Origin of the sequence: Mesorhizobium sp. ES1-6 (genome assembly GCF_020164775.1) — a bacterium.
Taxonomy (GTDB): domain Bacteria; phylum Pseudomonadota; class Alphaproteobacteria; order Rhizobiales; family Rhizobiaceae; genus Mesorhizobium.
Map to the genome: position 1 here is coordinate 616115 of NZ_JAIUGU010000001.1, position 22765 is coordinate 638879.

Here is a 22765-nt window from a genome sequence, read left to right on the forward strand (position 1 = left end):
TGTGAGCAACGGGACCGGCGCAGGCCAAACGGACCGAAGCATAGGACCAGATTCGAAAAATTTCGGACGACGGTCCAAATCGGCCTATATCGGACGACATATCACGGGTTGGCAGGGCACAACCTTCGACACGAGCACCAAGGCCGATCGCGCGGCGGTAGCACCAGACAAGCCCAACCGGTGACTAACCGCACGGCGCGCAAGCACACGGACAAACGATTATGGACCAGGCTGTCGACAAGCAGACCATGGCGGTTGCAGCCACGCCGCTGAGCGAAAGCGAAAAGAACGCCATCATTGGCGGCGTCCTCCTGTCGATGCTGCTGGCAGCCCTCGACCAGACCATCGTCGCGCCCGCGATGCCGACAATCGGGCGCTCGCTCGGCCATGCCGACTACCTGCCCTGGATCGTCACCGGCTACCTCTTGACCGCGACCGCCGTGGCGCCGCTCTACGGCAAGATTTCCGACGTCTATGGGCGCCGGCCGACCGTCTATGCGGCAATTCTCATCTTTCTTGCCGGGTCGCTGGTCAGCGCAATGGCCCCCAACATGTTCGTCCTTATCCTGGGGCGCGCGATCCAGGGGGCCGGTGGCGGCGGCCTTTTCGCGCTGACGCAGACGGTGGTCGGAGACCTTGTTCCGCCGCGCGAGCGGGCGCGCTACGCGGCGTGGTTTTCCGGCACGTGGGCCGTCGCCAGCGTCGCCGGGCCGCTGCTGGGCGGCACCTTCGCCGAACATCTGCACTGGTCACTCATCTTCTGGATCAATATTCCGCTGGGCTTTGTTGCAATGGCGATCATCAACAAGCCGCTCAAGAAGCTGCCGATCGCGGCCAAGAACCACAGCATAGATGGTCTTGGCGCGTTGCTGCTCATCGTGGCCACGGCGCTGTTGCTGCTGGCGTTGAACTGGGGTGGCAGCGCCTACCTCTGGATGTCGCCGGAAGTCATTGGCGTCCTGGCCTGCTCCGCGCTTTTCTGGGGCGCTTTTGCCCTGCGGCTGATGCGGGCGGCTGAACCGCTCATTTCGCTCGAGGTACTGGGCAACCCGATCGTCCTGGCCGGCACCCTGTCGATGTTCCTGCTCCAGGCCTCCAGCGTCGGCCTTGCCGTCTATCTGCCGGTCTATCTGCAATCGATACTTGGCCTGACGGCCAGCCAGTCGGGCATAGCAATGCTTGGGCTTCTGCTTGGAACCGTGGGCGGCGCCGCTTCCAGCGGCCGGCTGATACCGCGCTTCACCCATTACAAGCGCATCGCCATGGTTGGCGTCATCTTCGCCATCCTGTGCATGGGCCTGCTGGCCTTTGTCGCCGGCCATGCATCGCTGCTTGTCGTCGAAGTCCTGACCATCTGCATTGGCCTCGGAACCGGGACGACATTTCCGGTGACCACCGTGTCCGTGCAGAACGCCGTCGACCGCATGCATCTTGGCGTGGCGACGGGGGTGCTAACCTTTCTGCGTTCGCTGGGCAGTGCGTTGGGGGTCGCGATGCTCGGTGCCGTCGCTCTGGGCTTTGGGCTGCCGCTGGCGGGCGAAGGTATTCAGGCGGCTGGACATGCCGTATCGGCCCAACCCTTCGTGATGATCTTCCTGGTCGCGGCCGGCACTCTGGGACTGGGCCTCGTCACGCTGACACTAATGCCCGAGAAAGAACTTCGCGGCCATGTCGACGATACGGCCCCTATCCTAGCGGAGTGATTAGCCGGAGACGCCGAGCTTCTTCTGCAGGCTGGTGGACGAAGTCGTATACTGGAACACGATGCGTTCGCCGGGGCTGATGACGCGCTTGGCGGCCTGCGCCATCAGCGCCACCTCGTGGAAACCCGACAGGATCAGCTTCAGCTTGCCCGGGTACCAGTTGATGTCGCCCACCGCGAAGATGCCTGGCACCGAGGTCTGGAACTTCTCGGTGTCGACCGGGATCAGGTTCTCATGCAGATTGAGCCCCCATTCCGCGATCGGGCCGAGCTTCATGGTCAAGCCGAAAAACGGCAGCATGCGGGTACAAGGCACCTCGACGTCGCCATCGGGGCCACCCTTGATGGTGGCCGATGCCAGCTGGCCATCGGCCCCGGTGAGCCCGGTCACCTGACCGACCCGAAATTCCAGCTGCTTCATCTCCTGCATGGCGTACATCTTGTTGACGCTGTCGGGCGCCGCGCGAAACTCGGGCCGCCGGTGAACGAGCGTCACGCTCTTCGCCACCGGCTGCAGGTTCAGCGTCCAGTCCAGCGCCGAGTCGCCGCCGCCGACGATAACCAGGTCATGGTCGCGAAAATCCTCCATCCGCCGAACGGAATAGAACACGCTCGTGCCTTCATAGGCCTCGATGCCGGGAATTGGCGGGCGCTTCGGCTGGAAAGAGCCGCCGCCGGCGGCGATCACCACCACCTTGGCCTCGAACACCTCGTTCTCGTCCGTGGTCACGCGAAAGCCGCCGTCCTCCAGCTTTTCGAGGCTGGAGACCATGCGGTTGTAGGTGAAGTCGGGATTGAACGGCGCAACCTGTTCGAGCAGCTTGTCGACGAGCCCTTGCGCCGAGATCGAGGGCCAGCCGGGAATGTCGTAGATCGGCTTTTCCGGATAGAGCTCCGCGCATTGGCCGCCGGGCTTGTCGAGAATGTCGATCAGGTGGCACTTCAGGTCCAGCAGGCCAAGCTCGAATACGGCGAACAGGCCGACCGGCCCTGCCCCGATAATGAGGACGTCTGTGGTGATGATGCCGGTCATGATGCGCCTCGCTGCGAAAGACCAGGCGAGACTGCATGAGCATTGCCCCGCTGCCAAGCGTCAGCGGGAAAAATCACCGAGCTGATTCAGCCCTGACGTTCGGGCACCCGCACGACCAGGCCGTCGAGCGCGTCGCGCACCTTGATCTGGCAGGACAGGCGCGAGTTCGGCTGGACGTCGTAGGCGAAGTCCAGCATGTCTTCTTCCATCGCCTCGGGTTCGCCGACTTCGGCCGTCCATGCCTCGTCGACATAGACATGGCAGGTCGCGCAGGCGCAGGCGCCGCCGCATTCAGCCTCGATACCCGGTACGGCGTTGCGGATGGCGTTTTCCATGACCGTCGAGCCGTTGTCGGCGTCCACGTCGAACTGTGTGCCGTCATGGGCGATGAAGGTCAGCTTGGTCATTTGTCACCTGAAGGGAGTTTCACCCGGGACGAAAAGAATTTCGCCCCGACGAAGGGGAGTTTCGCCGGAGATAATCACTCCGGCAAACATGTCAACTGCCGCGCGAAAGCGGCGCTCGGTGACGTTTTTGTCGCAAACCCGGTTCAGCGATTGATGGCGGCGATGAAGTCGCGCACTTCGTCGATCAGCCGGCCAAGCCGCTTGAGGGTCTGGACGTCCTCCGGCCGGCGCTCGATGTCTGTGGCGCAATCGGCGATGGCAAAGGCGCCAACACCGCGGGCCGATCCCTTCAAACCGTGAGCCAGCAGAAGCCGGTCCTTGATGTCGGCGTCGACAATTTTGTCGCGCACCGACAATGCCTGCTGTACAAACAGCGCCAGCACCTCTTGCTCGAGGGCGCGATCGCCCATCGTCTGGCGGGCAAGGTGTGCCAAATCGACCGGCCGGGACTGCCTGGTTCCCGATACGTCGCCCCCGGGCATTGAGAAGGCAATGCCGCTTTCGCCACGCATGAACTCGAACTCCATTTTCTCTCGGCCGCCAAAAGCTAGGCGAATCCAGTGGACAACGGGTTAATGAATGGCCCGGAAAAATGTTGCGAAAACGGCCCCCAAATCACAGTTCCGTTAACCTTATATTTAAAGTTTTACGTATCCCGCGGAATGCATGTTTTCTTTACCCCCCTGTGTCATTACGATACGAGGGTCCATTTTCAGCCTCCTGCGCGGGGGTAAGACAAACAGAATTATAAGCCCCCGCGGCAGCTAGTACAGGGTAGCGAAGGCATGGCGAAGAAACCAACGACGACCAGAACTCTCGACAGCGACGTAGCCAGGGAGCTCGAAAAAGCGCTCGATCTCGACCTGAGCAGCGATACCGACAGCGGCGACCTCGATATCGCGGCTTCGATGGAAGATCTGGAAGCGCAGATATCGCAGGCGGCAGACGAACTGGCACGCGAGGGACGCAATCAGCAGTCGACGCCCGTCGCGCCGGCGCCCGTTGTCAATCAGACCCAGGCCGCGAAGCCTGCGCCAAAGGCCAAGCCGGCCGAACTTCGCCCCGTGGAGACGCGCAATGGTGGTGGCCAGCCGACGAGCTTCGCGCCAGCCAACGACGATCGCCAGAAAGATTACAAGACCCTCCTGCACAGCCTGAACAGGCGCGCCTCCAACACCATCTACTGGGTCATCGCCTTTGTCTCGCTCGCCTGGATCGCGGGCGCTGGCGGATTGGCCAACCTGCTTTTTGGCCCGAGCATCTGGCGCATCCGCACGCTGGACCAGTTCTTTGCCCGCCCCGAACTGATCGGCCTCGCCGTCGCGGCAATCGTGCCGGTCATCCTGTTCTGGGCCTTCGCGGCGATGATTCGCCGCGCCCAGGACATGCGCATCGCCGCGCAGTCGATGACGGAAGTGGCCTTCCGCCTGACCGAGCCGGAAAACATGGCCCAGGATCGCGTCATGATGATCGGCCAGGCCGTCCGCCGCGAGGTGGCCGCCATGGGCGAAGGCATCGAACGCACGCTTGCCCGTGCCGTGGAGCTGGAAACGCTGGTCCACAGCGAGGTCAACCAGATCGAGCGCTCCTATTCGGAAAACGAAACCCGGATTCGGTCGCTGGTCGACGGACTGGGCAGCGAACGCGAAGCCGTGGTCACCCATGCCGAGCGCGTCCGCGCCTCGATCTCCGGCGCCCACGAGACGTTGCGCGATGAAATCGGCGCGGCGAGCGACATCATCCGCGACAGCATCCTCAATGCGTCGACCAAACTGTCGATGACGATCACCAATTCCGGCGATACGCTGATCGACCGCATCAACGAAAGCTCGATGTCGATCTTCGATTCGGTGGAAGGCCGGCTCGACACCATCACCGACCGGCTTTCGACCTCCGGCGAGGCTTTCGCCAGCCTGCTCGACACCCGTATCGCCAAGCTGACCGACACCACGGACGGCCTGACCCGCTCGTTGACCGACCTGCTCGACGACCGCACCACCGGCATGGTGTCACTGCTCGGCGGCGCCGCGCGCACCCTCAATTCCGAGTTCGAGGCCAGCCTCAATGGCATCGAGCGCACTTTGGCCGAACGCGGCCAGGCGCTGATCAGCGAGTTCCAGACCCGCGCCGAAGCGCTGGATACGGGCACGCAGAAACTCAATGCCGCGCTCGAAGCCCGCGCCCGCCAGATCAACGAAACGCTGGTCGAGCGTGCGCGCGAAATCGCCCACACCTTCGCCGAGAGCAAGGACACGCTGGCCGCGATGATCGATCAGGGCAAGACCCAGATCGGCGCCGACATGGCCGACATCGTCACCTCGACCTCTTCCATGCTCGAAGCACGCGCCAGCGATTTCGCCGGCCGCATGGAGGCGGCCCGCCATGTCGTGTCGCGGTCCTTCGACAGCGACATCCAGCGGCTCGCCGATGCCCGCGTCGGCATCGAGGAAGCCGTCGAGAACCACAGCCGCAAGCTCTCCGAGAGCCGCGAGCGCATGGCGGCCGCCATGCAGGCGGACCTTGCGAAATTCGCTGAAGGGCGCGCCGGCATCGATGCCGCGGTGACCAACCAGGTGCAGAAGCTGGCCGAAGGCCGCAGCCTCATAGCGCGTGCGCTCGAAGAAGACCTTCGCAAGGTCAACGAATCGCGCGCCGCCATCGATGCGTCGCTCGGCAGCCACCTCGAAAGGCTGGAAGAAGGCCGCAACCGGCTCTCACTGGCCCTCAACGAAGACTCTGGTAAATTGGTGCAAGCTCGTACGATCATTGATGAAATGGTCGCCGGACACGTCGGAAAACTGGCTGAAGGCCGCAACATCCTGTCGCGCGCTTTGGAGGCCGATCTCGGCAAATTGTCCGACAGCCGCGCCGACATAGACGGCCTTGTCGCGGGCCAGGTCGAGAAAATCGCCGAGGGCCGCGCGGTGCTCGCCAAGGCGCTGGAAAACGACATTGCCGGTATAAAGAGCATGATCGAGGCGCATTCGGCGAAACTGGCCGAAGACCGTACCGAGCTCGGCCGTTCGCTCGAAAGCGACCTGTCGGGCATACGCGGCCTGATCGACAGCCATTCGGGGCGCCTGGCGGAGGATCGCGGCCTGCTATCGCAGACGCTGGAGGCCGACCTCGCCAAACTGGCTGAAAGCCGCTCCAGCATTGACGGGCTGGTCGCCGGCCAGGTCGAGAAGCTCGCTGAAGGCCGCGACATTCTCAAGCGTGCGCTGGAATCCGACCTCAAAACGATCAAGAGCGTCATATCGAGCCAGTCGGAGAAGCTGGCCGAGGATCGCGGGCAGCTCTCGCGCGTTCTGGAAGCCGACCTGCAGAATGTGAACAGCGTCATCGCCGATCACATGAACAGGCTGGTTCAGGATCGCTCGACATTGTCGAAGGCGCTGGAGGACGATCTCGCCAAGTTGGCGGAAAGCCGCTCGGGCATCGACGGACTGGTCGCCGGTCAGGTCGAGAAGCTTGCCGAAGGGCGCGACATTCTACGCCGCGCCTTGGAATCCGACCTCAACACGGTCAGAAACACCGTTGCCGATCAGTCGCAGAAACTGGTCGACGACCGGGCCCAGTTCGCCCGCGCGCTGGAGGCCGATCTCGAAACCGTCAACAGCCTTGTCAACAGCCACTCGGACCGGCTCGCCCAGGAGCGTTCGACACTGTCGAAGGCGCTTGAGGCCGACCTCGAAACTGTCGGCAGCCATGTCAACAGCCACACCGAGCGGCTTGCCCAGGATCGTTCGACCTTGTCGAGAGCCCTCGAGGCCGACCTGCTGACCGTTAGCGGCCACGTCAACAATCACGCGGAACGGCTCGTGCAGGAGCGTTCGACCTTGTCGAAGGCTCTCGAAGACGATCTTGCCAAGCTGGCGGAAAGCCGCTCCAGCATCGACGGTCTGGTCGCCGGCCAGGTCGAGAAGCTCGCCGAAGGCCGCGATGTCCTCAAGCGTGCGCTGGAGGCCGATCTCGCCAAGCTGGCCGAAAGCCGCTCCAGCATCGACGGGCTGGTCGCCGGCCAGGTCGAGAAGCTCGCCGAGGGCCGCGACATCCTCAAGCGCGCTCTCGAAGCCGACCTGCAGAGGTTGACTGAAAGCCGTGGCGATATCGACGACATCATCGCCGGACATGTCGGCAAGTTGTCCGAAGGCCGCAATATGCTCAGCCGGGCGCTGGAAGATGACCTCGGCAAGCTCGCCGAGAGCCGCAAGGAGGTCGATCGCTCGCTGTCTGGCCACATCGACCAGATCGCGGCCAGGAGCACGGACATTTCCGCAGCGATCGCTGCCGATGTCGACAAGATCGAGCAGGCGTTCAGCCGCCAGACCGGCATCATCGAGGAACGCGCCGGCACCATGGAGCGCGCGCTGTCGACCGGTGTCGACAATGTCCGCTCGGTGCTCGAGAAGAGCGCGGTCTTCGTCGCCGGCGCCTTGCGCGAAAAGGTCCTGGAAGTCACCAGCACGCTCCACGAGCAGGCCGGTGCGGCCTTCAGCGACGCCGATCGCAAGATCGCCGAGCGCGCAGAACAGACGTCCGCCGCCCTGCTGGCTCGGGCCGAAGACATCGCCCGCACATTCGAGGAAGCCGATCGTCGGCTCCACGCCCGTGCGGAAGATACCTCGAATGCCCTGCTCGCCCGCGCCGACGACACCTCCAGCTCGCTGCTGGCCCGTGCCCATGAAACCGCCGATCAACTGGCTGCCCGCGCCGGCGAGATCGCCGGCACATTCGACATGGCCGACCAGAAGCTCGCCGCCCGCGCGCAAGCGACCACCGATCAACTGGCCGCCCGCGCTCAGGAGACCGCGGATCAGCTGGCCGCCCGTGCAAGCGAGATCGCCGGCACCTTCGACGCGGCCGACCAGAAGCTGGTCGCCCGCGCCGTGGAGACGGCGCAGTCGTTGGCCGCCCGCGCCGGCGACATCCTGCGCAACTTCGAAAGCGCCGACCAGCGGCTCGGCATGCGCATCGGCGAATCCGCCGAGGCGCTCGCCGCCCGCGCGTCGGACCTTGGCCGCATTTTCGACGCCGCCGACCAGCATTTGGTGTCGCGCATCGCCGAAGGTTCGGACGCGCTGTCCAGCCGGGCCTCCGAAATCGCCCGCATCTTCGACGACGCCGACCAGCGCCTGGTTTCGCGCATCGCCGACAGCACCACGACGATCGGCGAGCACGCGCAGACCATTGTCGGCGCCTTCGCCAACACCGAGCAGAGGGTCGCCGATCGCGCCCGCCAGACCGGTCAGGAACTGGCCGTGCACGCCCGCGAAATCGAGCAGGCGCTTGCCGGCGCCGACGAGCGTCTCGCGTCGAGCGCGGCGGCCGCGGCCGCCCGGGTCGAAGAGCAGATCGCCGGCGTCGAAAACCGGCTCGCCTACACGGCCGAGACGATGGGACAGAAGCTCAACGAGCAGGTGTCGACCGCCGAGGCGCAACTCGTATCGCGCGCCAATGTGATCGCGGAGACCTTCACCGCGGTCGGCCAGCATATCGGCCAGAGCACCAACGACGCCGCCAAGACGATCGGCGCCAACACCCGCGAGCTCAACACCATGCTCGCGGCGCGGTCGGCCGAAATGTCGAAAATCCTCGATGAAACCGCGCGGCCCTTGGTCGAGCGTTTCGCCCAGGGCGGCTCGGAACTGCAAAAGAGCATGGAAGAGGTCACCGAGCGCGCGACCGAGAAGCTGCGCAGCGAGAACGCGGCCCTGGTCAACGCGCTCGCCAGCCGCACCGCCGAAACCTTGTCGGCTGTCGAAGGCGCACGTTCGTCGCTGTCCGATAGCGTCGCCGATCTCATCGGTCGCATGACCAACTCCAGCTCGCAGCTCGGTCAGTTGATCGAGCAGGCCGCGGTCAATCTAGGCCAGGTCGACGAACGCCTGACCGGCAGCACGCAAAGCTTCGCGGCGACCACCGAAAAGGCGGCGCAGACCTTTGCCAGCTCGGCGCGCCTGGTCGATTCGAACACCACGAGGCTGACGGAACTGTCGTCGTCGACCTTGCGCGAAGTGGCCTCCATCGCCACCAAGTTCGACGAGCACAGCCGCTTGCTGGCCAGCGCCTCGGATCTCTTGAGTTCGGCCCAGAGCAACCTCGAACACACGCTGGAAAGGCAGTCGTCGCTCGAGGATCTCGCCGTCGGACTGGTCAAGAAGTCGGAAGATCTCGAAAGGGTCATGCGCTCGTTCGAAAATCTCGTCGGCCAGACGCTGCAGAACGCCGAGGGCAAGACGATGGAGTCGGCCGACAAGATCCGCAACGCCATCACCGATGTCGTCGATTCCGCGACCAAGCGCTTCGCCGACGCGACCGAGGAGATGCGGCGCACCGCCGGCTCGATCAAGAGCGAACTCGACCTCACCCGCGCCGAACTCAAGAAGGGCGTCATCGAGATGCCGGAAGAGGCCAAGGAATCGACCTCGGCCATCCGGCGCGCCGTTTCCGAGCAGATCAACGCCTTGAAGGAGCTTTCGGATATCGTTGCCAAGTCCGGGCGCGGCGACTCTTCGGAACCGCGCGCCTTGCGCCCGGCGCCGCAGGCCCCGGCGGCACGTCCCGCCGAGCCGCAGCGTCGCGCGCCGTCAGCACCGCAGCCGGAGCTTCGCACGCCTCAGACGCCTCTGGGTGGCACCGCGTTGCGTGGCACGCTCGACCTTGAGCGTCCGGCCGAGCAGGCGCCGCGCCCGCGTCCTGACGCCAGTGCCCGTACGCCGCAGGGCGGCTGGGTGCGTGACCTGCTGACCGCCGCGTCGAACGATGCCGACCTCAGGCCGGCAGCCCCCTCGGCACCGGCCGAAGCACCGCGGGCGGCCCCTGCCCAGCGTTCGCCGCTGCATGTCGTGGAATCGCTGAACTCGCTCTCCGTCGATATCGCGCGGGCCATCGACCACGATGCCTCGATCGAGCTGTGGAACCGCTACCGGCGTGGCGAGCGTGACGTGTTCACGCGCCGGCTCTATACGCTGAAGGGCCAGCAGACGTTCGACGAAATCCGCCGCAAGTACCAGGCGGAGGCCGAATTCCGCGCCGCCGTCGACCGCTACTGCGACGATTTCGAGAAGCTGCTCAAGGATGTCTCGCGCAACGATCGCGACAACATCATGGCGCAGACCTATCTCACGTCGGACACCGGCAAGGTTTACACCATGTTGGCCCACGCCAGCGGCCGCTTGCACTAAGCGGTCGACAAGCCAGAATGAAAAAGGCGGGGGATTTGTCTCCCGCCTTTGCCTTGCAAGGACCGGCGTCACCAGCCGGAAGACGCTTCCGCGTTTATCTCGTTTTCTGGAAACCGGATCCTGAGTTGTGAAAACGGCAATCATTTTCGACTGCGAGTTTCTCTGCCTCGAGGGCTCGCAACGCAGGTTCTGGTGCGCGGCCCATGATCCCGATCCGGTCATCGCGCAGATCGGCGCGACAAGGCTCGGCCTCGAAGGCGACTTCCCCATCCTGGGCACGCACAAGGCCTATGTCGTGCCGATCGACCGGTTTGGCGAGCGGTACGCGCTCGATCCGTTCTTCACCGGACTGACCGGCATCACCGAAGAAATCATCGAAGCCGAGGGCGTCGCACTGGAAGAGGCCCTTGCCGACGTCGATCGGTTTTCCGAAGGGGCGCGGCTGTGGTCCTGGGGCAAGGACGAACTGAACATGGTCGCCATCAGTTGCTATGTCGCGAGCATCGAGCCTTCCATCCCGGCAACGCGGTTCGACAACGCCGTCAAGCTGCTGATCGCGGCAGGCATGCCGATCGAGGATCTGGCAAGGACGCCGAGCAACAAGCTTGCGGATTACTACGGCGTCGAACACCCGCCATTGCAGGGGCATGACGCACTGGATGATGCGCTCTCCCTAACCTATACGCTGCAGCATCTGATGAGGGCTGGAATGCTGCGGCCGGATGTCTTCGACCGCAAGTAGGTTGAAGATCTCAGGGAATCCGGCGCCTGACCGCTTCAGATCTGTGAATCGGTCCAGCGGACGATCTGTTTGGCCGCATCGCCGAAGGCCGCGTCGAGGGCGCCGACATAGGCCGGGTTGCCGCTGCCCGAGACCGGCGCGGATGCGGTGAAGCTCTTCGAAGCCTTCACTTCGCCGTTGCGATCGTTCAGCAAGCGCACGAACAGGTCGACCTCGGCGTGTTCGCCGCCATTGACGCGCACCTCGAAGGACCGGACCTCGACGATCACCTGATAATCGATCGCCAGCCCCTCGCCCGGCTTGCCGACGCCGGCGAAGCTGCCCGAGCGCTGGAACGTCTCGGCCAGCCGCGCCTGCACGATCAGCGGCAGCCGGTCGGCCCACTGCGCGCCCTTCAGATACTGGATCGAGCGGTCGGATGGTTTGATGACGATGTTCTGGCTGTCCAATGCCTTCAGCGCCGAAGGCTGGGCGATCAAGATTTGCTTGCGGCTATGGCCATGTGCGTCGATCGATGGCGCCGACAGTTCGAACGTGTCGAGGGGAGCCGGCTTGCCACCGAGTGCCGCGCAGCCGGCAACCGCCAGGACAAGCAGCGCCGCAGCCGTTTTCAACCCGCTCGTTCCAAGCCTACTCAACGTCACGCGTGATCCCCGTCGTGATCTTAAAGATCAACCCACATTCGCGAGCACTGTTCTTGCGGCGGGCCGGCGCGGAAGTCAACGCCGCGCCCTGCCGTCGAATTGCCGAACCTCGCCGTCGCCACCCGAAAGAATACGCTGCGGATTGCGGCTGAGATCCGTCACCGCCTCCTCTATGCGGTTGATCGAGCGGCGGCTGTCCTGCACCAGCGCCTCGACATTCTGCAGCCCCTGGCCGGAGAAGCGCGCCAGATTGTCGGTGATGACGCCAAGGCGGGCATTCAGCGTATCGGCGACCTGCTTGAAGGATTTCAGCGTAGCCCGGGCATCGGCCATCACGCCGTCGGCCTGGCCGGAGCCGAGCAGCTTGTCGACCTTGGCGAGGATGCCGTCGACCCGCACCGAGGCGTCGTTGAGCCGCTGCGCCAACTGCCTGGCGTCCTTGATTGTCTGGTCGATGTCGTCGGCGCGATTGGCGATCTTGCCGGTCACCTCCGCTATGTCGGCGGCCGCCTTGTCGGCGCTGTCGCTGGCCTTCTTGATGTTGGCGAGCGCTTCGCGCACCTGCGCCGGGTCGATGCCGTCGAGCACGCCGTCGACCTTGGCGAGTGTGCCTTGCGTCTGCTTGGCGAAATCGTTGACCGAGCCCACCGCCGTATCGACGTTCTTGATCACGCCATCCAGTTGCTGCGAGGTTTCCTTGAGGTTCCCCGTCACCGCATCGACATTGGCAACGATGCTCTTGATCTTGTCCTTGTCGACGGCATTGAGCAGGCCCTCCGCTGCCTTCAACGTGCCGTCGAGCTTGCCTGAGACGCCTTTCAGCTCATCCGACAGCGCACTGACGGCGGACAGGAATTTGTCGATGCCCTCGGAATTCTTGGCCAGCGCATCGGAAAACGTCTGCACGTTCTGCACGGTCTGCGTCAGCGGCCCGCGAACATCCTTGGTGAAGCCTTCCAGCTCCGTAAGCACCTTGTCGGCGCGTGTGAAGATGTTCTGCGCCGTCTGCAGGAGATTGGTCACGGCCGAAGGGTTGGCGACGATCTCTGCGACCTTGCCTTCCTTCTCGGCCTGGTCGAGCAGCTTCACTTCCTTGGGATCGGCGCCCTTGAGCTCGATATTGGCCTGCCCGGTCAGGCCGGCCAGGCCGATATCGGCCTGGGTCGACTTGGTGATCGGCGTCAAACGGTCGATCTCGGTGTCGGCGATGGCGACGGTCGGATTGTCGACGTCGATATAGACACGCTTGACGTCGCCGACCTTGACGCCGTTGAACAGCACGAAGCTGCCGCGGCCGAGACCCGAAGCCGAGCCTGGAATACGCACCCGCAGCAGCGTCGTCTCGCCCTTGTCGCCTATCGCGGCCGTCCAATAGACGAAGCCGAAGGCCGCGAGGATCGCAGCCAACGTGAAAATGCCGACAATGACGTAGTTGGCTCTGGTTTCCATTGCTTCACTTATGGCTATGCACGCGCCGCAAGATCAAGTTGGCGGGCGCGTTTTCCGCGGAAATAGGATTTCACCCACGGCTCCTCGCTCTTCAGCATGTCGTCGATGGTGCCTTCGACCAATACCTTCTTCTTGCCCAGCACCGCCACGTGGTCGCAGGCGGTAAACAGCGTATCGAGGTCGTGGGTCACCATGTAAACGGTCAGATCCATGGTGTCGCGCAGCTTGACGACGAGCTCGTCAAACTCGGCCGCGCTGATCGGATCGAGGCCGGACGTCGGCTCGTCGAGAAAGACGATGTCGGGATCAAGCGCCAGCGCCCTGGCAAGCGCGGCGCGCTTGATCATGCCGCCGGAGAGCTCGGAGGGGAATTTCTGCGCCGCGTCCGGCGGCAGTCCCACCAGCTCGATCTTGAGCAGCGCCAGTTCGTCCATCAGCTTCCTCGGCAAGTCGAGATATTCGCGCATCGGCACCTGCACGTTCTCCATGACGGTCAGCGCCGAAAACAGCGCGCCGTGCTGGAACAACACGCCAAGACGCATGTCGATCCGCAACCGATCGAGATCGCTGGCCTTGTCGACGTCGACGTCGAACAGCTTGATCGTTCCCGACTGCTTGGGCATCAACCCCAGAATGGTGCGCAACAGCACCGACTTGCCGGCGCCCGAGGCACCGACGAAACCCAGTATCTCGCCACGTTTGATGTCGAGCGACAGCTTGTCGAGGATCAGCTTGTCCTCGATCGCGACGGTGACGTCGCGCACCGAAAGCACGATTTCGCCTTCGTCCTCATGCTCCGCCTTGACCCCGTTGTCCTTGGTCATCCCATCAGAACTCGATCGCTGCGTAGAACATGGCGAAAAGCCCATCCAGGATGATGACGACGAAGATCGACTTCACCACCGAGGCGGTCACGTGCTGGCCGAGCGATTCGGCGCTGCCGCCGACCTTCATGCCCTCGACGGACGCAATCGTGCCGATGATCATCGCCATGAACGGCGCCTTGATCAGCCCGGCGAAAATGGTGCTGAGATCGATGGCGACGCGCAACCTGTCGAGGAACGCTGCCGGCGGGATGTCGGAGTAGAGCCAGGCCGCGACGATGCCGCCGCCGAGCGCCGCGAAATTGGCGATGATCGTCAGGCACGGCAAGGCGATCACCAGCGCCACCAGGCGCGGAAAGACCAGGACGCCGATCGGATTGAGACCGATGACCTTGAGCGCGTCAACCTCCTCGCGCATCTTCATCGAGCCGATCTCGGCGGTGATCGCGCTGCCGGAGCGGCCGGCGATCATGATTGCCGTCATCAGCACGCCGAGCTCGCGCAGGATCAGCACGCCGACCAGGTCGACCACGAAGATATCGGCGCCGAAATAGCTGAGCTGGTAGGCGCCTTGCTGGGCAACGATGGCGCCGACAATGGCCGACATCAGCACCACCACGGGGATGGCTCCCACGCCCATGCGATCGATCTGGTTGAAGATCGCCGCGGGATTGACGGCATGGCCGCGGCCGAGCTTCATCTGCGCGCCACGGATCGTGGCGCCCAATATGTTCATGGAAGCCAGGAAATCGTCACGCATCTCGTAGACGCGCCTGCCGACCGCCTCCAGCGTGCGGATAACGATGTTGGGCGGCCGCTTGGGCCCGGATTCGGGCTCGCGCCGGACGGCCTCGCTGACCGCGTCGAGCAGGATCGAAGCGATCTCGCTTTGGCCTTGCAGCCGTACCTCGACATCCTTCTTCTCGAAAACGCTGACCAGCCGATCGATCAGCCAGGCGCCGGCGGTGTCGATCTTCTCGATTTTCGAAAGATCGAGCGCCAAGGTTTTGAAACCGCTTCGTTTCTCGATTTTGCGCATGTCGGCGTCAATCAGCGCCACGGTCCGCGTCGTCCAGACTCCGGAGAACGCGCAGCCCAGCACGTCGCCCTCCTCGCCGACCGCCACGCGCGGGTCGTGGTCAGTTCCCGAGCCGGTCGTGCCGCTTGCGTCGCGTTTACCGATGGTCAACATGGCGTCCTGTTTAGCCTGATGGGTCCGACCTTGTCGATTTGCCGACAACCCTTCTCGCACAGCCGGAGCAGAAAAATATGGCGCGTGTCATTTCGGTCGAGGCCGAGCGTTTTCCGATTGCCGGCATCTTTACCATTTCGCGCGGCTCCAAAACCGAAGCCGAAGTGATTACATGCACGATCAGCGAAAACGGCCATGTCGGGCGCGGCGAATGCGTGCCCTACAAGCGTTATGGCGAGACCATGGACGGGGTGCGCGACGCGATAGAGGCGATGAGCGACCGGATCGCAGGCGGGATGGACCGGACCACCCTGCTCGATGCCATGCCTGCCGGGGCCGCTCGTAACGCCATCGACTGTGCCCTTTGGGACCTCGAAGCCAAGATCAGCGGCAATCCGGTGGCTGAGGCAATCTGGCCGGCCCCGTTGCATCAGCTCGAAACGGCCTACACGCTGTCGCTCGGCGAACCCGAGGCGATGGCGGCGCAGGCCCGCGCCAACGCCGGCCGGCCGCTGCTAAAGGTCAAGATCGGCGGCGACAACGACATTGCGAGGATTCGGGCGGTGACGGAAGCTGCGCCTCGAAGCCGTATCATTCTCGATGCCAATGAGGGTTGGACCGACGAAAACATCGAGGCCAATCTCGCTTTTGCCGCGGAGCTTGGCATTGCGCTCATCGAACAGCCCCTGCCCGCCGGCCGCGACGAAATCCTGCGCAGGATCGCGCACCCGGTGCCGATCTGTGCCGACGAAAGCGTGCACGAGGCAAAAAATCTCGAAACCCTTGTCGGCCTCTACGACGCCGTCAACATCAAGCTCGACAAGTCCGGCGGGTTGACGGCGGCGCTCATCCTGCGCGACCGCGCTCGTGAACTGGGTTTTGGCGTCATGGTCGGCTGCATGGTCGGCACCTCGCTAGCAATGGCGCCAGCGATCCTGCTGGCCCAGGACGCCGATTTCGTCGACCTCGACGGCCCGCTGCTGCTTGCCCGGGATCGTGTGCCGGGTCTCGTTTACCAGGGATCGCTCGTCTCACCCCCGGACCGGGCGTTGTGGGGCTGAGCGCGCGGCAAACCCGATCAGCACAAGGCCAATGATCGCGATCGGGATCATCGCCAGGAATCCGTCGACGCCGAGACGGTCATAGAGCGGACCGGAGGCAAGCGTGACGGCGGCCATGAAGAAGCCGTTGAAGAAATAGGCGATGCCTTGCGCTGCACCCGTGCGCTCTTCGGAAACGGTCTCGGCGATCATCTTCTGCAGGCCGATCAGCACCATCGCGACAGACACCGAATGCAGCGATTGCACCGCGAAGAAACCGCCGACGCCAAGGCCGAGCGGCCACACCAGCGGAAAGGCGATCCACCGCACGATCGAGCCGATGCCGGCGATCAGCATCACCCGGACGACGGAGACGGAGGCGAATATACGGTTGAAAAACAGGAACATGCAGACCTCGGACACCACGCCCCATGCCCATAGCAGGCCGACGACGGAATCGCTGATGCCGATCGATTTCCAATAGATCGAGACGAAACCGTAAAGGAAGGCGTGGCTGGCGGTGATGATGCCGACGCCAAGCGTGAAGTAGAGGAAATAGGTGTTGAACAGGCCCGGCGCCGCATGCTGGATTTCCGCCGCCGACAGCGGCGAGGCCTTGCGCGGCCGCCCCAGGCGCGGCGCCATCAGCCCTGCGACGAGTGCCACGCCAAGGGCAAGGAATATGATCACCGGAACGGCGCCGGGACCAGTGGCCGCCAGGATGAAGCCGCCCGCGACATTGGCCAGGAGATAGCAGATCGACCCCCATTTGCGCATGCTGGCATAATTGGACCCGAAGCGGCGCACGCCCGAGAGCGCCAGCGAATCGGCGATCGGCGAATGCGGCGTCCAGACGATGGTGAGCAGCAAGGACACCGCCAGCACCGTCGAGTAGGTCGGTGTCAGAAAATACCCCGCGGAGATCAGCAGCGAGGCCGCCACGAGCACGACATAGACATCGGCGCGGTCCCTGGCCCGATCGGCGAGTGTCGTCAGCAGCGGCGTCGTCATCACACGCAGGAACATCGGCGCCGCCAGGATGACGGCGATCTGCTCGGCGTGAAACCCCTTGGCCTGCAGCCAGAGCGGGAAATAGGGCAAATGGGTGCCAAGCGATATGAACAACGTGCCGAAGATCAGGCTCATGCGCAGCTCAAAACGGCTCGGCTTCACGAGTTGTTCGGGCGAAAGCGGCGGCAGCGGCATGAATCGATCCAATGACCCTGCGCTCAACGACCGGCGAGCAGCGCGAGCCGATCCTTAACATGAGGAAAAACCGGGCGAAACCGGCTGGACCAGTCGATCAACACCAGAAAGCGCGGGCCGGCTTGCGCCTCAGGCGGCTTGCACCCTGTTCTCGATCAGCATTGGCCTGTCCTCGATGAGCATCGGAATGAAGGGCTCGTCAGTCGCCTCGGGCAGGACATGCGCCCAGGTCAGGATTTCCATGCGGCCGTCGAAATGTTCGACCACGGCCGTGCAGCTCTCCACCCAGTCGCCGGTGTTGATGTATTGCACGTCGCCATAGCTTTCGATGGCGGCATGGTGGATGTGCCCGCAGATCACGCCGTCGACATGCGAACGGCGCGCTTCCTCGCTGAGCACGGTCTGGAACGAGCCGATGAAGTTCACCGCCTTCTTGACCTTGACCTTGGCCCAGGACGAAAACGACCAGTAAGGCAGGCCGAGCAGCTGGCGCAGCCGTGTGATCACCCGGTTGACCTGCATGGCCGCGTCATAGGCATGGTCGCCGAGATAAGCGAGCCAACGCTGGTTGTGGACGACGGTGTCGAACTGGTCGCCATGGATGACCAGCAGCCGCCTTCCATCCGCGGTTTCGTGGATTGCGCGGTCGGCAACGACGATGCCGCCGAAATGCACGCCCTGGAACTGGCGGGCGAATTCGTCGTGATTGCCGGCGATATAGGTGATCGAGGCGCCCTTGCGGGCCTTGCGCAGCAATTTCTGCACGACGTCATTGTGGCTTTGCGGCCAGTGCCAACTGCGCCTCAGGCGCCAGCCGTCGACGATATCGCCGACCAGATAGATGATGTCGGCATCGTGGTAGCGCAGGAAATCGATCAGGAAATCGGCCTTGGCCGCCTTCGAGCCCAAATGGACGTCGGAAATGAACATGCTGCGGAAAGTGCGGGGCTCTTGGCCTGACATCGCGATTTCACCCTTGCTTTCGAGCAGGCTATGCCCCGATTCATGCAACAACCGTATGACGGTTGCGATTGGTCCAGCGGTGGCGCTAGCCTGCCGGGCAAATCAAAGGAGAAATCGTCATGGATCTCGGCATCAGGGGAAAGCAGGCCATTGTCTGCGCTTCGAGCAAGGGCCTTGGAAAAGGCTGCGCCATGGCGCTGGCCGAGGCCGGCTGCGACATCGTCGTCAATGGCCGCAACGCCGAACTCGTTGCCAAGACCGCGGCTGAAATTCGCCAACGCCATGGCGTGACGGTCAAAGAGGTGGTTGGCGATGTCTCCAAACCCGAGGTGCAGAAGGCGTTGCTCGCCGCCTGCCCCGAGCCGGACATCCTGGTCAACAACAATGGCGGTCCGCCCTTGCGCGATTTCCGCGAGCTCGACCGCGGAAAAATCCTCGAAGGCGTCACCCAGAACATGGTGACGCCGATCGAGCTGGTGCAGGCGGTCATCGACGGCATGGCGGCGCGCGGCTTCGGGCGCATCGTCAACATCACCTCGCTGTCGGTCTATGTCCCCATTCCCGGCCTTGACCTGTCATCAGGCGCGCGCGCCGGCCTGACGTCGTTCCTTGCCGGCGTGGCGCGCACGGTGATCGAGCGCAACGTCACCATCAACAGCCTGCTGCCCGGCAAGCTCGACACCGACCGGCTGCGCGGCCCGCATGAGGCCGGAACATCGGAGGATCCCGCCGCCGCCGCGGCGCGCAAGACCCGCATCAGTGCCGATGTGCCGGCCAAACGGCTCGGCACGCCGGAGGAATTCGGCCAGATCTGCGCCTTCCTGTGCTCTGTTCATGCCGGCTATCTGACCGGGCAGAACATACCCGTCGATGGCGGTCTCTACGTCAGCGCATTTTGATCGGCGCGCTCGCCCGGCACGCAACCCGGCCTGGCATGAAACGGCCGTAACCATCTGACAAATACGGATTTTGACGCGCCGGCATTTAAAGCTGCCGGCGCGTCAATTAGCGTCGTGAAAAACCTTGGCCTCATGCTAAAAGGACTGCCGAAGCAGGTTTCGAGGAGCGGCCGCATGGAAGGCGAGAACAAGAAAACGTCACGTTCGGACCTCGACGAAGCCGCCCTCTATTTCCACAAGCACCCGACACCGGGAAAGCTCGAGATCCAGGCGACCAAGCCCCTCGGCAACCAGCGCGACTTGGCGCTCGCCTATTCGCCCGGCGTCGCCGCTCCTTGCCTCGAGATCCGCGACAATCCGGCGACAGCCGCCGACTACACGGCGCGCGCCAACCTGGTCGGTGTCGTCTCCAACGGATCGGCCGTGCTCGGCCTCGGCAATATCGGGCCGCTGGCGTCCAAGCCGGTGATGGAGGGCAAGGCGGTCCTGTTTAAGAAATTCGCCGGCATCGACGTCTTCGACATCGAGATCGACGCGCCGGAAATCGAGCGCATGGTCGAGACCGTTGCCGCACTGGAACCGACCTTCGGGGGCATCAACCTCGAGGACATCAAGGCGCCGGAATGTTTTGAAGTCGAGGAGCGCCTCAAGGCTCGCATGAGCATACCGGTGTTCCATGACGACCAGCACGGCACCGCCATCATCGTCGCCGCCGCCGTGCTCAACGGACTGGAATTCGCCGGCAAGACCATTTCGGAGATCAAGGTGGTCACCTCCGGCGCGGGTGCCGCGGCCCTTGCCTGCCTCAATCTGCTCGTTTCGCTCGGTGTGCGCGTCGAGAACATCTGGGTCACCGACCGTTTCGGCGTTGCCTACAAGGGCCGTGTCGACGAGATGGACCGCTGGAAAGACCCTTATGTGAAGGACACCGAGGCGCGCACGCTGGCCGACGTCATCCCGGGCGCCGATGTTTTCCTGGGCCTCTCCGCCGCCGGCGTGCTGAAGCCGGAACTGCTGCAGCACATGGCGCCGAAGCCGCTGATCCTGGCGCTGGCCAATCCCAATCCGGAGATCATGCCGGAAGTGGCGCGCGCGGCGCGTCCCGATGCGATGATTTGCACCGGCCGCTCCGATTTTCCCAATCAGGTCAACAACGTGCTTTGCTTCCCCTACATTTTCAGGGGTGCGCTCGACTGCGGCGCCAGCGCCATCAACGAGGAGATGAAGATGGCGGCGGTGCGGGCGATCGCCGCCCTTGCCCGCGAAGAGCCTTCGGACGTCGCCGCACGCGCCTATTCGGCCGAGACGCCGGTCTTCGGACCCGAATTCCTGATCCCCTCGCCCTTCGATCCCAGGCTCATCCTGCGCATCGCGCCGGCCGTCGCCAAGGCAGCCTGCGACACTGGTGTCGCTACACGGCCAATCACCGATTTCGCCGCCTATATCGACAAGCTCAACCGCTTCGTCTTCCGCTCCGGCCTGGTGATGAAGCCGGTGTTCTCGTCCGCCAAGGCTTCCAGCGCCAAGCGCGTCATCTACGCCGACGGCGAGGACGAACGCGTGTTGCGAGCAGCCCAGGTGGTGCTGGAGGAAGGCATCGCCGAGCCGATCCTGATCGGCCGCCCGCATGTCATCGAGGTCAGGCTCAAGCGCTACGGCCTGCGCATCAAGCCAGGCGTCGATTTCGGCCTGATCAACCCGGAGGACGATCCGCGCTACCGCCACTATGTCGACCTCCTGATCGAACTTGCCGGACGGCGCGGCGTGACGACGGAGGCGGCACGCACCATGGTGCGCACCGACAATACGGTGATCGCCGCACTTGCCCTGAAGCGCGGCGATGCCGACGCCATGGTCTGCGGCCTCGAAGGCCGTTTCGAGCGGCATCTGCGCAATGTGACGCTGATCATTGGGCCGCGCACCGGCATCAAGGATCGCGACCTGTCGACCCTGTCCATGCTGATCTCGCAGCGCGGCATCATCTTCCTCACCGACACCCACGTCTCCGTCGACCCGACAGCCGAGGAAATCGCCGAGATGACCGTGCTGGCGGCCGAGGAAATCCAGCGCTTCGGCATCGAGCCGAAGGCGGCACTGTTGTCGCATTCGGATTTCGGCTCGCGCGATTCGCCGAGCGCGCTGAAGATGCGGCAGGCCGCTGCCATCCTGGCGCGTATCGCGCCAGAGCTGCAGTGCGATGGCGAAATGCACGCCGATTCGGCCTTGTCGGAGCATCTGCGCCAACGCGTCTATCCGCATTCGCGCCTGAAGGGTGAAGCCAACCTTCTTGTGTTCCCGAACCTCGATTCGGCCAACATCACGCTGACGGCGCTGCGGGCCATGATGGATGCGCTGCATGTCGGACCCATCCTTCTCGGCACCGACAAGCCGGCGCACATATTGACGCCCTCGGTGACCTCGCGGGGCGTCGTCAACATGACCGCGCTGGCCGTGGTCGAGGCCGCGCACAAGGCACAGGCGATCGCCAATCTGGACTGAACCGGCTCCCACGACACGGATAGATTCGGCCGTCTTGCCGACGCGCGGCGGGCCAGGTTGGCCGGATCGAGTGTTGCGGACCAACAACGCTTAACCGAGAAATCCGACATTGAACGAATGCGGATTTCTCGGAACCGGTTAATTTGATATGGTCACCGCCGTCTTACCAGGCCGTGAGAATGTCATGAGAGCCCTGTTGCTCGCTGCGGCAATGCTGACTGTGATTGGCGCAAAGGCGTTCGCCGCCGACGCCATCGGGTCGGAGCCGGCCGTGCACGACTGGTCGGGCGTCTATGTCGGCGGGCATCTCGGCTATGGTTTTGGCAGCACCGATGCCACCTACAATCTGCCAAACACGCCGACGATCCGGGGTTCGCAGGATTACGACACCGACGGTTTCCTGGGCGGTGTCCAGATCGGCTACAATTACCAGGTCAACGCCGCCGTTGTGGGAATCGAGGCCGATATTTCGGGTGCCGATATCAAGGGCCATTCCGACGAGGTCAATGTCGGCGGGGCCGATGTCTACGACACCAAGGTGGATTGGTTCGGAACGATCCGCGCCAGGGCGGGCTATGCGTTCGACCGCACCCTCATCTACGGGACCGGCGGCCTCGCTTTCGGAAGCGTTGAGAACCAGTATCTCGATGGGCCAGCCAACAGCTTTTCCGAAAAGAGCACCAAGGTTGGCTGGACCATTGGCGCGGGGCTGGAGCAGGCAATCACCGATCATTGGTCGGCGAATGCCGAATATCGATATGTCGACCTGCGGGACCAGACGATAAACTACGCGCCTAACTCCAACACCGTTTTCGACAACGCGTTCAGTACCGTCAGGATCGGCATGAACTACAAGTTCTGACGGCTGGCCGGGCCCATCGCCTGATGGGCATCGAATGGTTGCCGCTTTTCAGCCGGCAACAAGGCGACTTTCCGAAATGGACGATTAACCGCGAACGGGGTAGCCTTGGCGACCAC

The 22765-nt window shown here is 63.7% G+C and carries 16 protein-coding genes; 7 read left to right on the forward strand and 9 right to left on the reverse strand.

The features are described from left to right. The first annotated feature begins 221 nt into the window (after positions 1 to 221). A complete protein-coding gene (locus LB564_RS03275; RefSeq protein ID WP_224534901.1) occupies positions 222 to 1703 on the forward strand; it encodes an MDR family MFS transporter in 1482 nt (493 codons plus the stop codon). Here the strand turns inward: LB564_RS03275 and LB564_RS03280 are convergent, their stop codons facing one another. From LB564_RS03280 to LB564_RS03290, 3 genes are all read right to left on the reverse strand, one after another. Then, positions 1704 to 2735, reverse strand: a complete 1032-nt coding sequence (locus tag LB564_RS03280; RefSeq protein WP_224534904.1) for an NAD(P)/FAD-dependent oxidoreductase — start codon at positions 2733 to 2735, stop codon at positions 1704 to 1706. A gap of 86 nt (positions 2736 to 2821) precedes the next feature. Next, complete coding sequence (locus LB564_RS03285) at positions 2822 to 3142, reverse strand: 2Fe-2S iron-sulfur cluster-binding protein (protein ID WP_224534906.1); 321 nt, start codon at positions 3140 to 3142, stop codon at positions 2822 to 2824. A gap of 143 nt (positions 3143 to 3285) precedes the next feature. Then, positions 3286 to 3654: an Hpt domain-containing protein gene (locus tag LB564_RS03290; protein ID WP_140701476.1), complete on the reverse strand. Its 369-nt coding sequence runs from the start codon at positions 3652 to 3654 to the stop codon at positions 3286 to 3288. 273 nt (positions 3655 to 3927) lie between these two features. On the opposite strand from LB564_RS03290, the gene LB564_RS03295 reads away from it, so the two are divergent. Next, positions 3928 to 10329, forward strand: a complete 6402-nt coding sequence (locus LB564_RS03295; protein WP_224534907.1) for a kinesin — start codon at positions 3928 to 3930, stop codon at positions 10327 to 10329. A 127-nt stretch (positions 10330 to 10456) separates the two neighbouring features. After that, positions 10457 to 11071 (forward strand): exonuclease domain-containing protein, encoded by a 615-nt coding sequence (locus tag LB564_RS03300; protein WP_224534909.1) that lies wholly within the window; start codon positions 10457 to 10459, stop codon positions 11069 to 11071. Positions 11072 to 11106: 35 nt separating this feature from the next. Here the strand turns inward: LB564_RS03300 and LB564_RS03305 are convergent, their stop codons facing one another. The 4 genes from LB564_RS03305 to LB564_RS03320 all read right to left on the reverse strand — a co-directional run bounded on the left by LB564_RS03305 (position 11107) and on the right by LB564_RS03320 (position 15180). Continuing rightward, the gene (locus LB564_RS03305) at positions 11107 to 11685 is read right to left on the reverse strand and encodes an ABC-type transport auxiliary lipoprotein family protein (RefSeq protein WP_224534910.1); all 579 of its coding nucleotides are present in this window, start codon (positions 11683 to 11685) and stop codon (positions 11107 to 11109) included. Between the two features lie 105 nt (positions 11686 to 11790). Continuing rightward, positions 11791 to 13164, reverse strand: coding sequence for an MCE family protein (locus tag LB564_RS03310; protein WP_224534912.1), 1374 nt, complete (start codon positions 13162 to 13164; stop codon positions 11791 to 11793). 14 nt (positions 13165 to 13178) lie between these two features. Further along, complete coding sequence (locus tag LB564_RS03315; RefSeq protein ID WP_224534914.1) at positions 13179 to 13988, reverse strand: ABC transporter ATP-binding protein; 810 nt, start codon at positions 13986 to 13988, stop codon at positions 13179 to 13181. 4 nt (positions 13989 to 13992) lie between these two features. Then, the gene (locus LB564_RS03320; protein WP_224534915.1) at positions 13993 to 15180 is read right to left on the reverse strand and encodes an ABC transporter permease; all 1188 of its coding nucleotides are present in this window, start codon (positions 15178 to 15180) and stop codon (positions 13993 to 13995) included. Positions 15181 to 15257: 77 nt separating this feature from the next. On the opposite strand from LB564_RS03320, the gene dgcA reads away from it, so the two are divergent. Beyond that, entirely contained in the window at positions 15258 to 16241 is a 984-nt protein-coding gene (gene dgcA, locus LB564_RS03325) for an N-acetyl-D-Glu racemase DgcA (RefSeq protein ID WP_224534917.1), read from the forward strand. Here the strand turns inward: dgcA and LB564_RS03330 are convergent. Both LB564_RS03330 and LB564_RS03335 read right to left on the reverse strand, forming a co-directional pair. After that, positions 16212 to 17426 carry an MFS transporter gene (locus LB564_RS03330; RefSeq protein ID WP_224534919.1) on the reverse strand — a complete coding sequence of 405 codons (1215 nt, stop codon included), beginning with the start codon at positions 17424 to 17426 and terminating at the stop codon, positions 16212 to 16214. The genes dgcA and LB564_RS03330 overlap by 30 nt on opposite strands. 129 nt (positions 17427 to 17555) lie before the next feature. Continuing rightward, positions 17556 to 18389 (reverse strand): UDP-2,3-diacylglucosamine diphosphatase, encoded by an 834-nt coding sequence (locus tag LB564_RS03335; RefSeq protein ID WP_224534921.1) that lies wholly within the window; start codon positions 18387 to 18389, stop codon positions 17556 to 17558. Between the two features lie 119 nt (positions 18390 to 18508). Between LB564_RS03335 and LB564_RS03340 the strand changes: the two genes are divergently transcribed. From LB564_RS03340 to LB564_RS03350, 3 genes are all read left to right on the forward strand, one after another. After that, positions 18509 to 19288 (forward strand): SDR family oxidoreductase, encoded by a 780-nt coding sequence (locus tag LB564_RS03340; protein WP_224534924.1) that lies wholly within the window; start codon positions 18509 to 18511, stop codon positions 19286 to 19288. A gap of 174 nt (positions 19289 to 19462) precedes the next feature. Continuing rightward, positions 19463 to 21787, forward strand: a complete 2325-nt coding sequence (locus LB564_RS03345; RefSeq protein ID WP_224534925.1) for an NADP-dependent malic enzyme — start codon at positions 19463 to 19465, stop codon at positions 21785 to 21787. A gap of 184 nt (positions 21788 to 21971) precedes the next feature. Continuing rightward, complete coding sequence (locus LB564_RS03350; RefSeq protein ID WP_224534927.1) at positions 21972 to 22649, forward strand: outer membrane protein; 678 nt, start codon at positions 21972 to 21974, stop codon at positions 22647 to 22649. Positions 22650 to 22765: the final 116 nt, after the last annotated feature.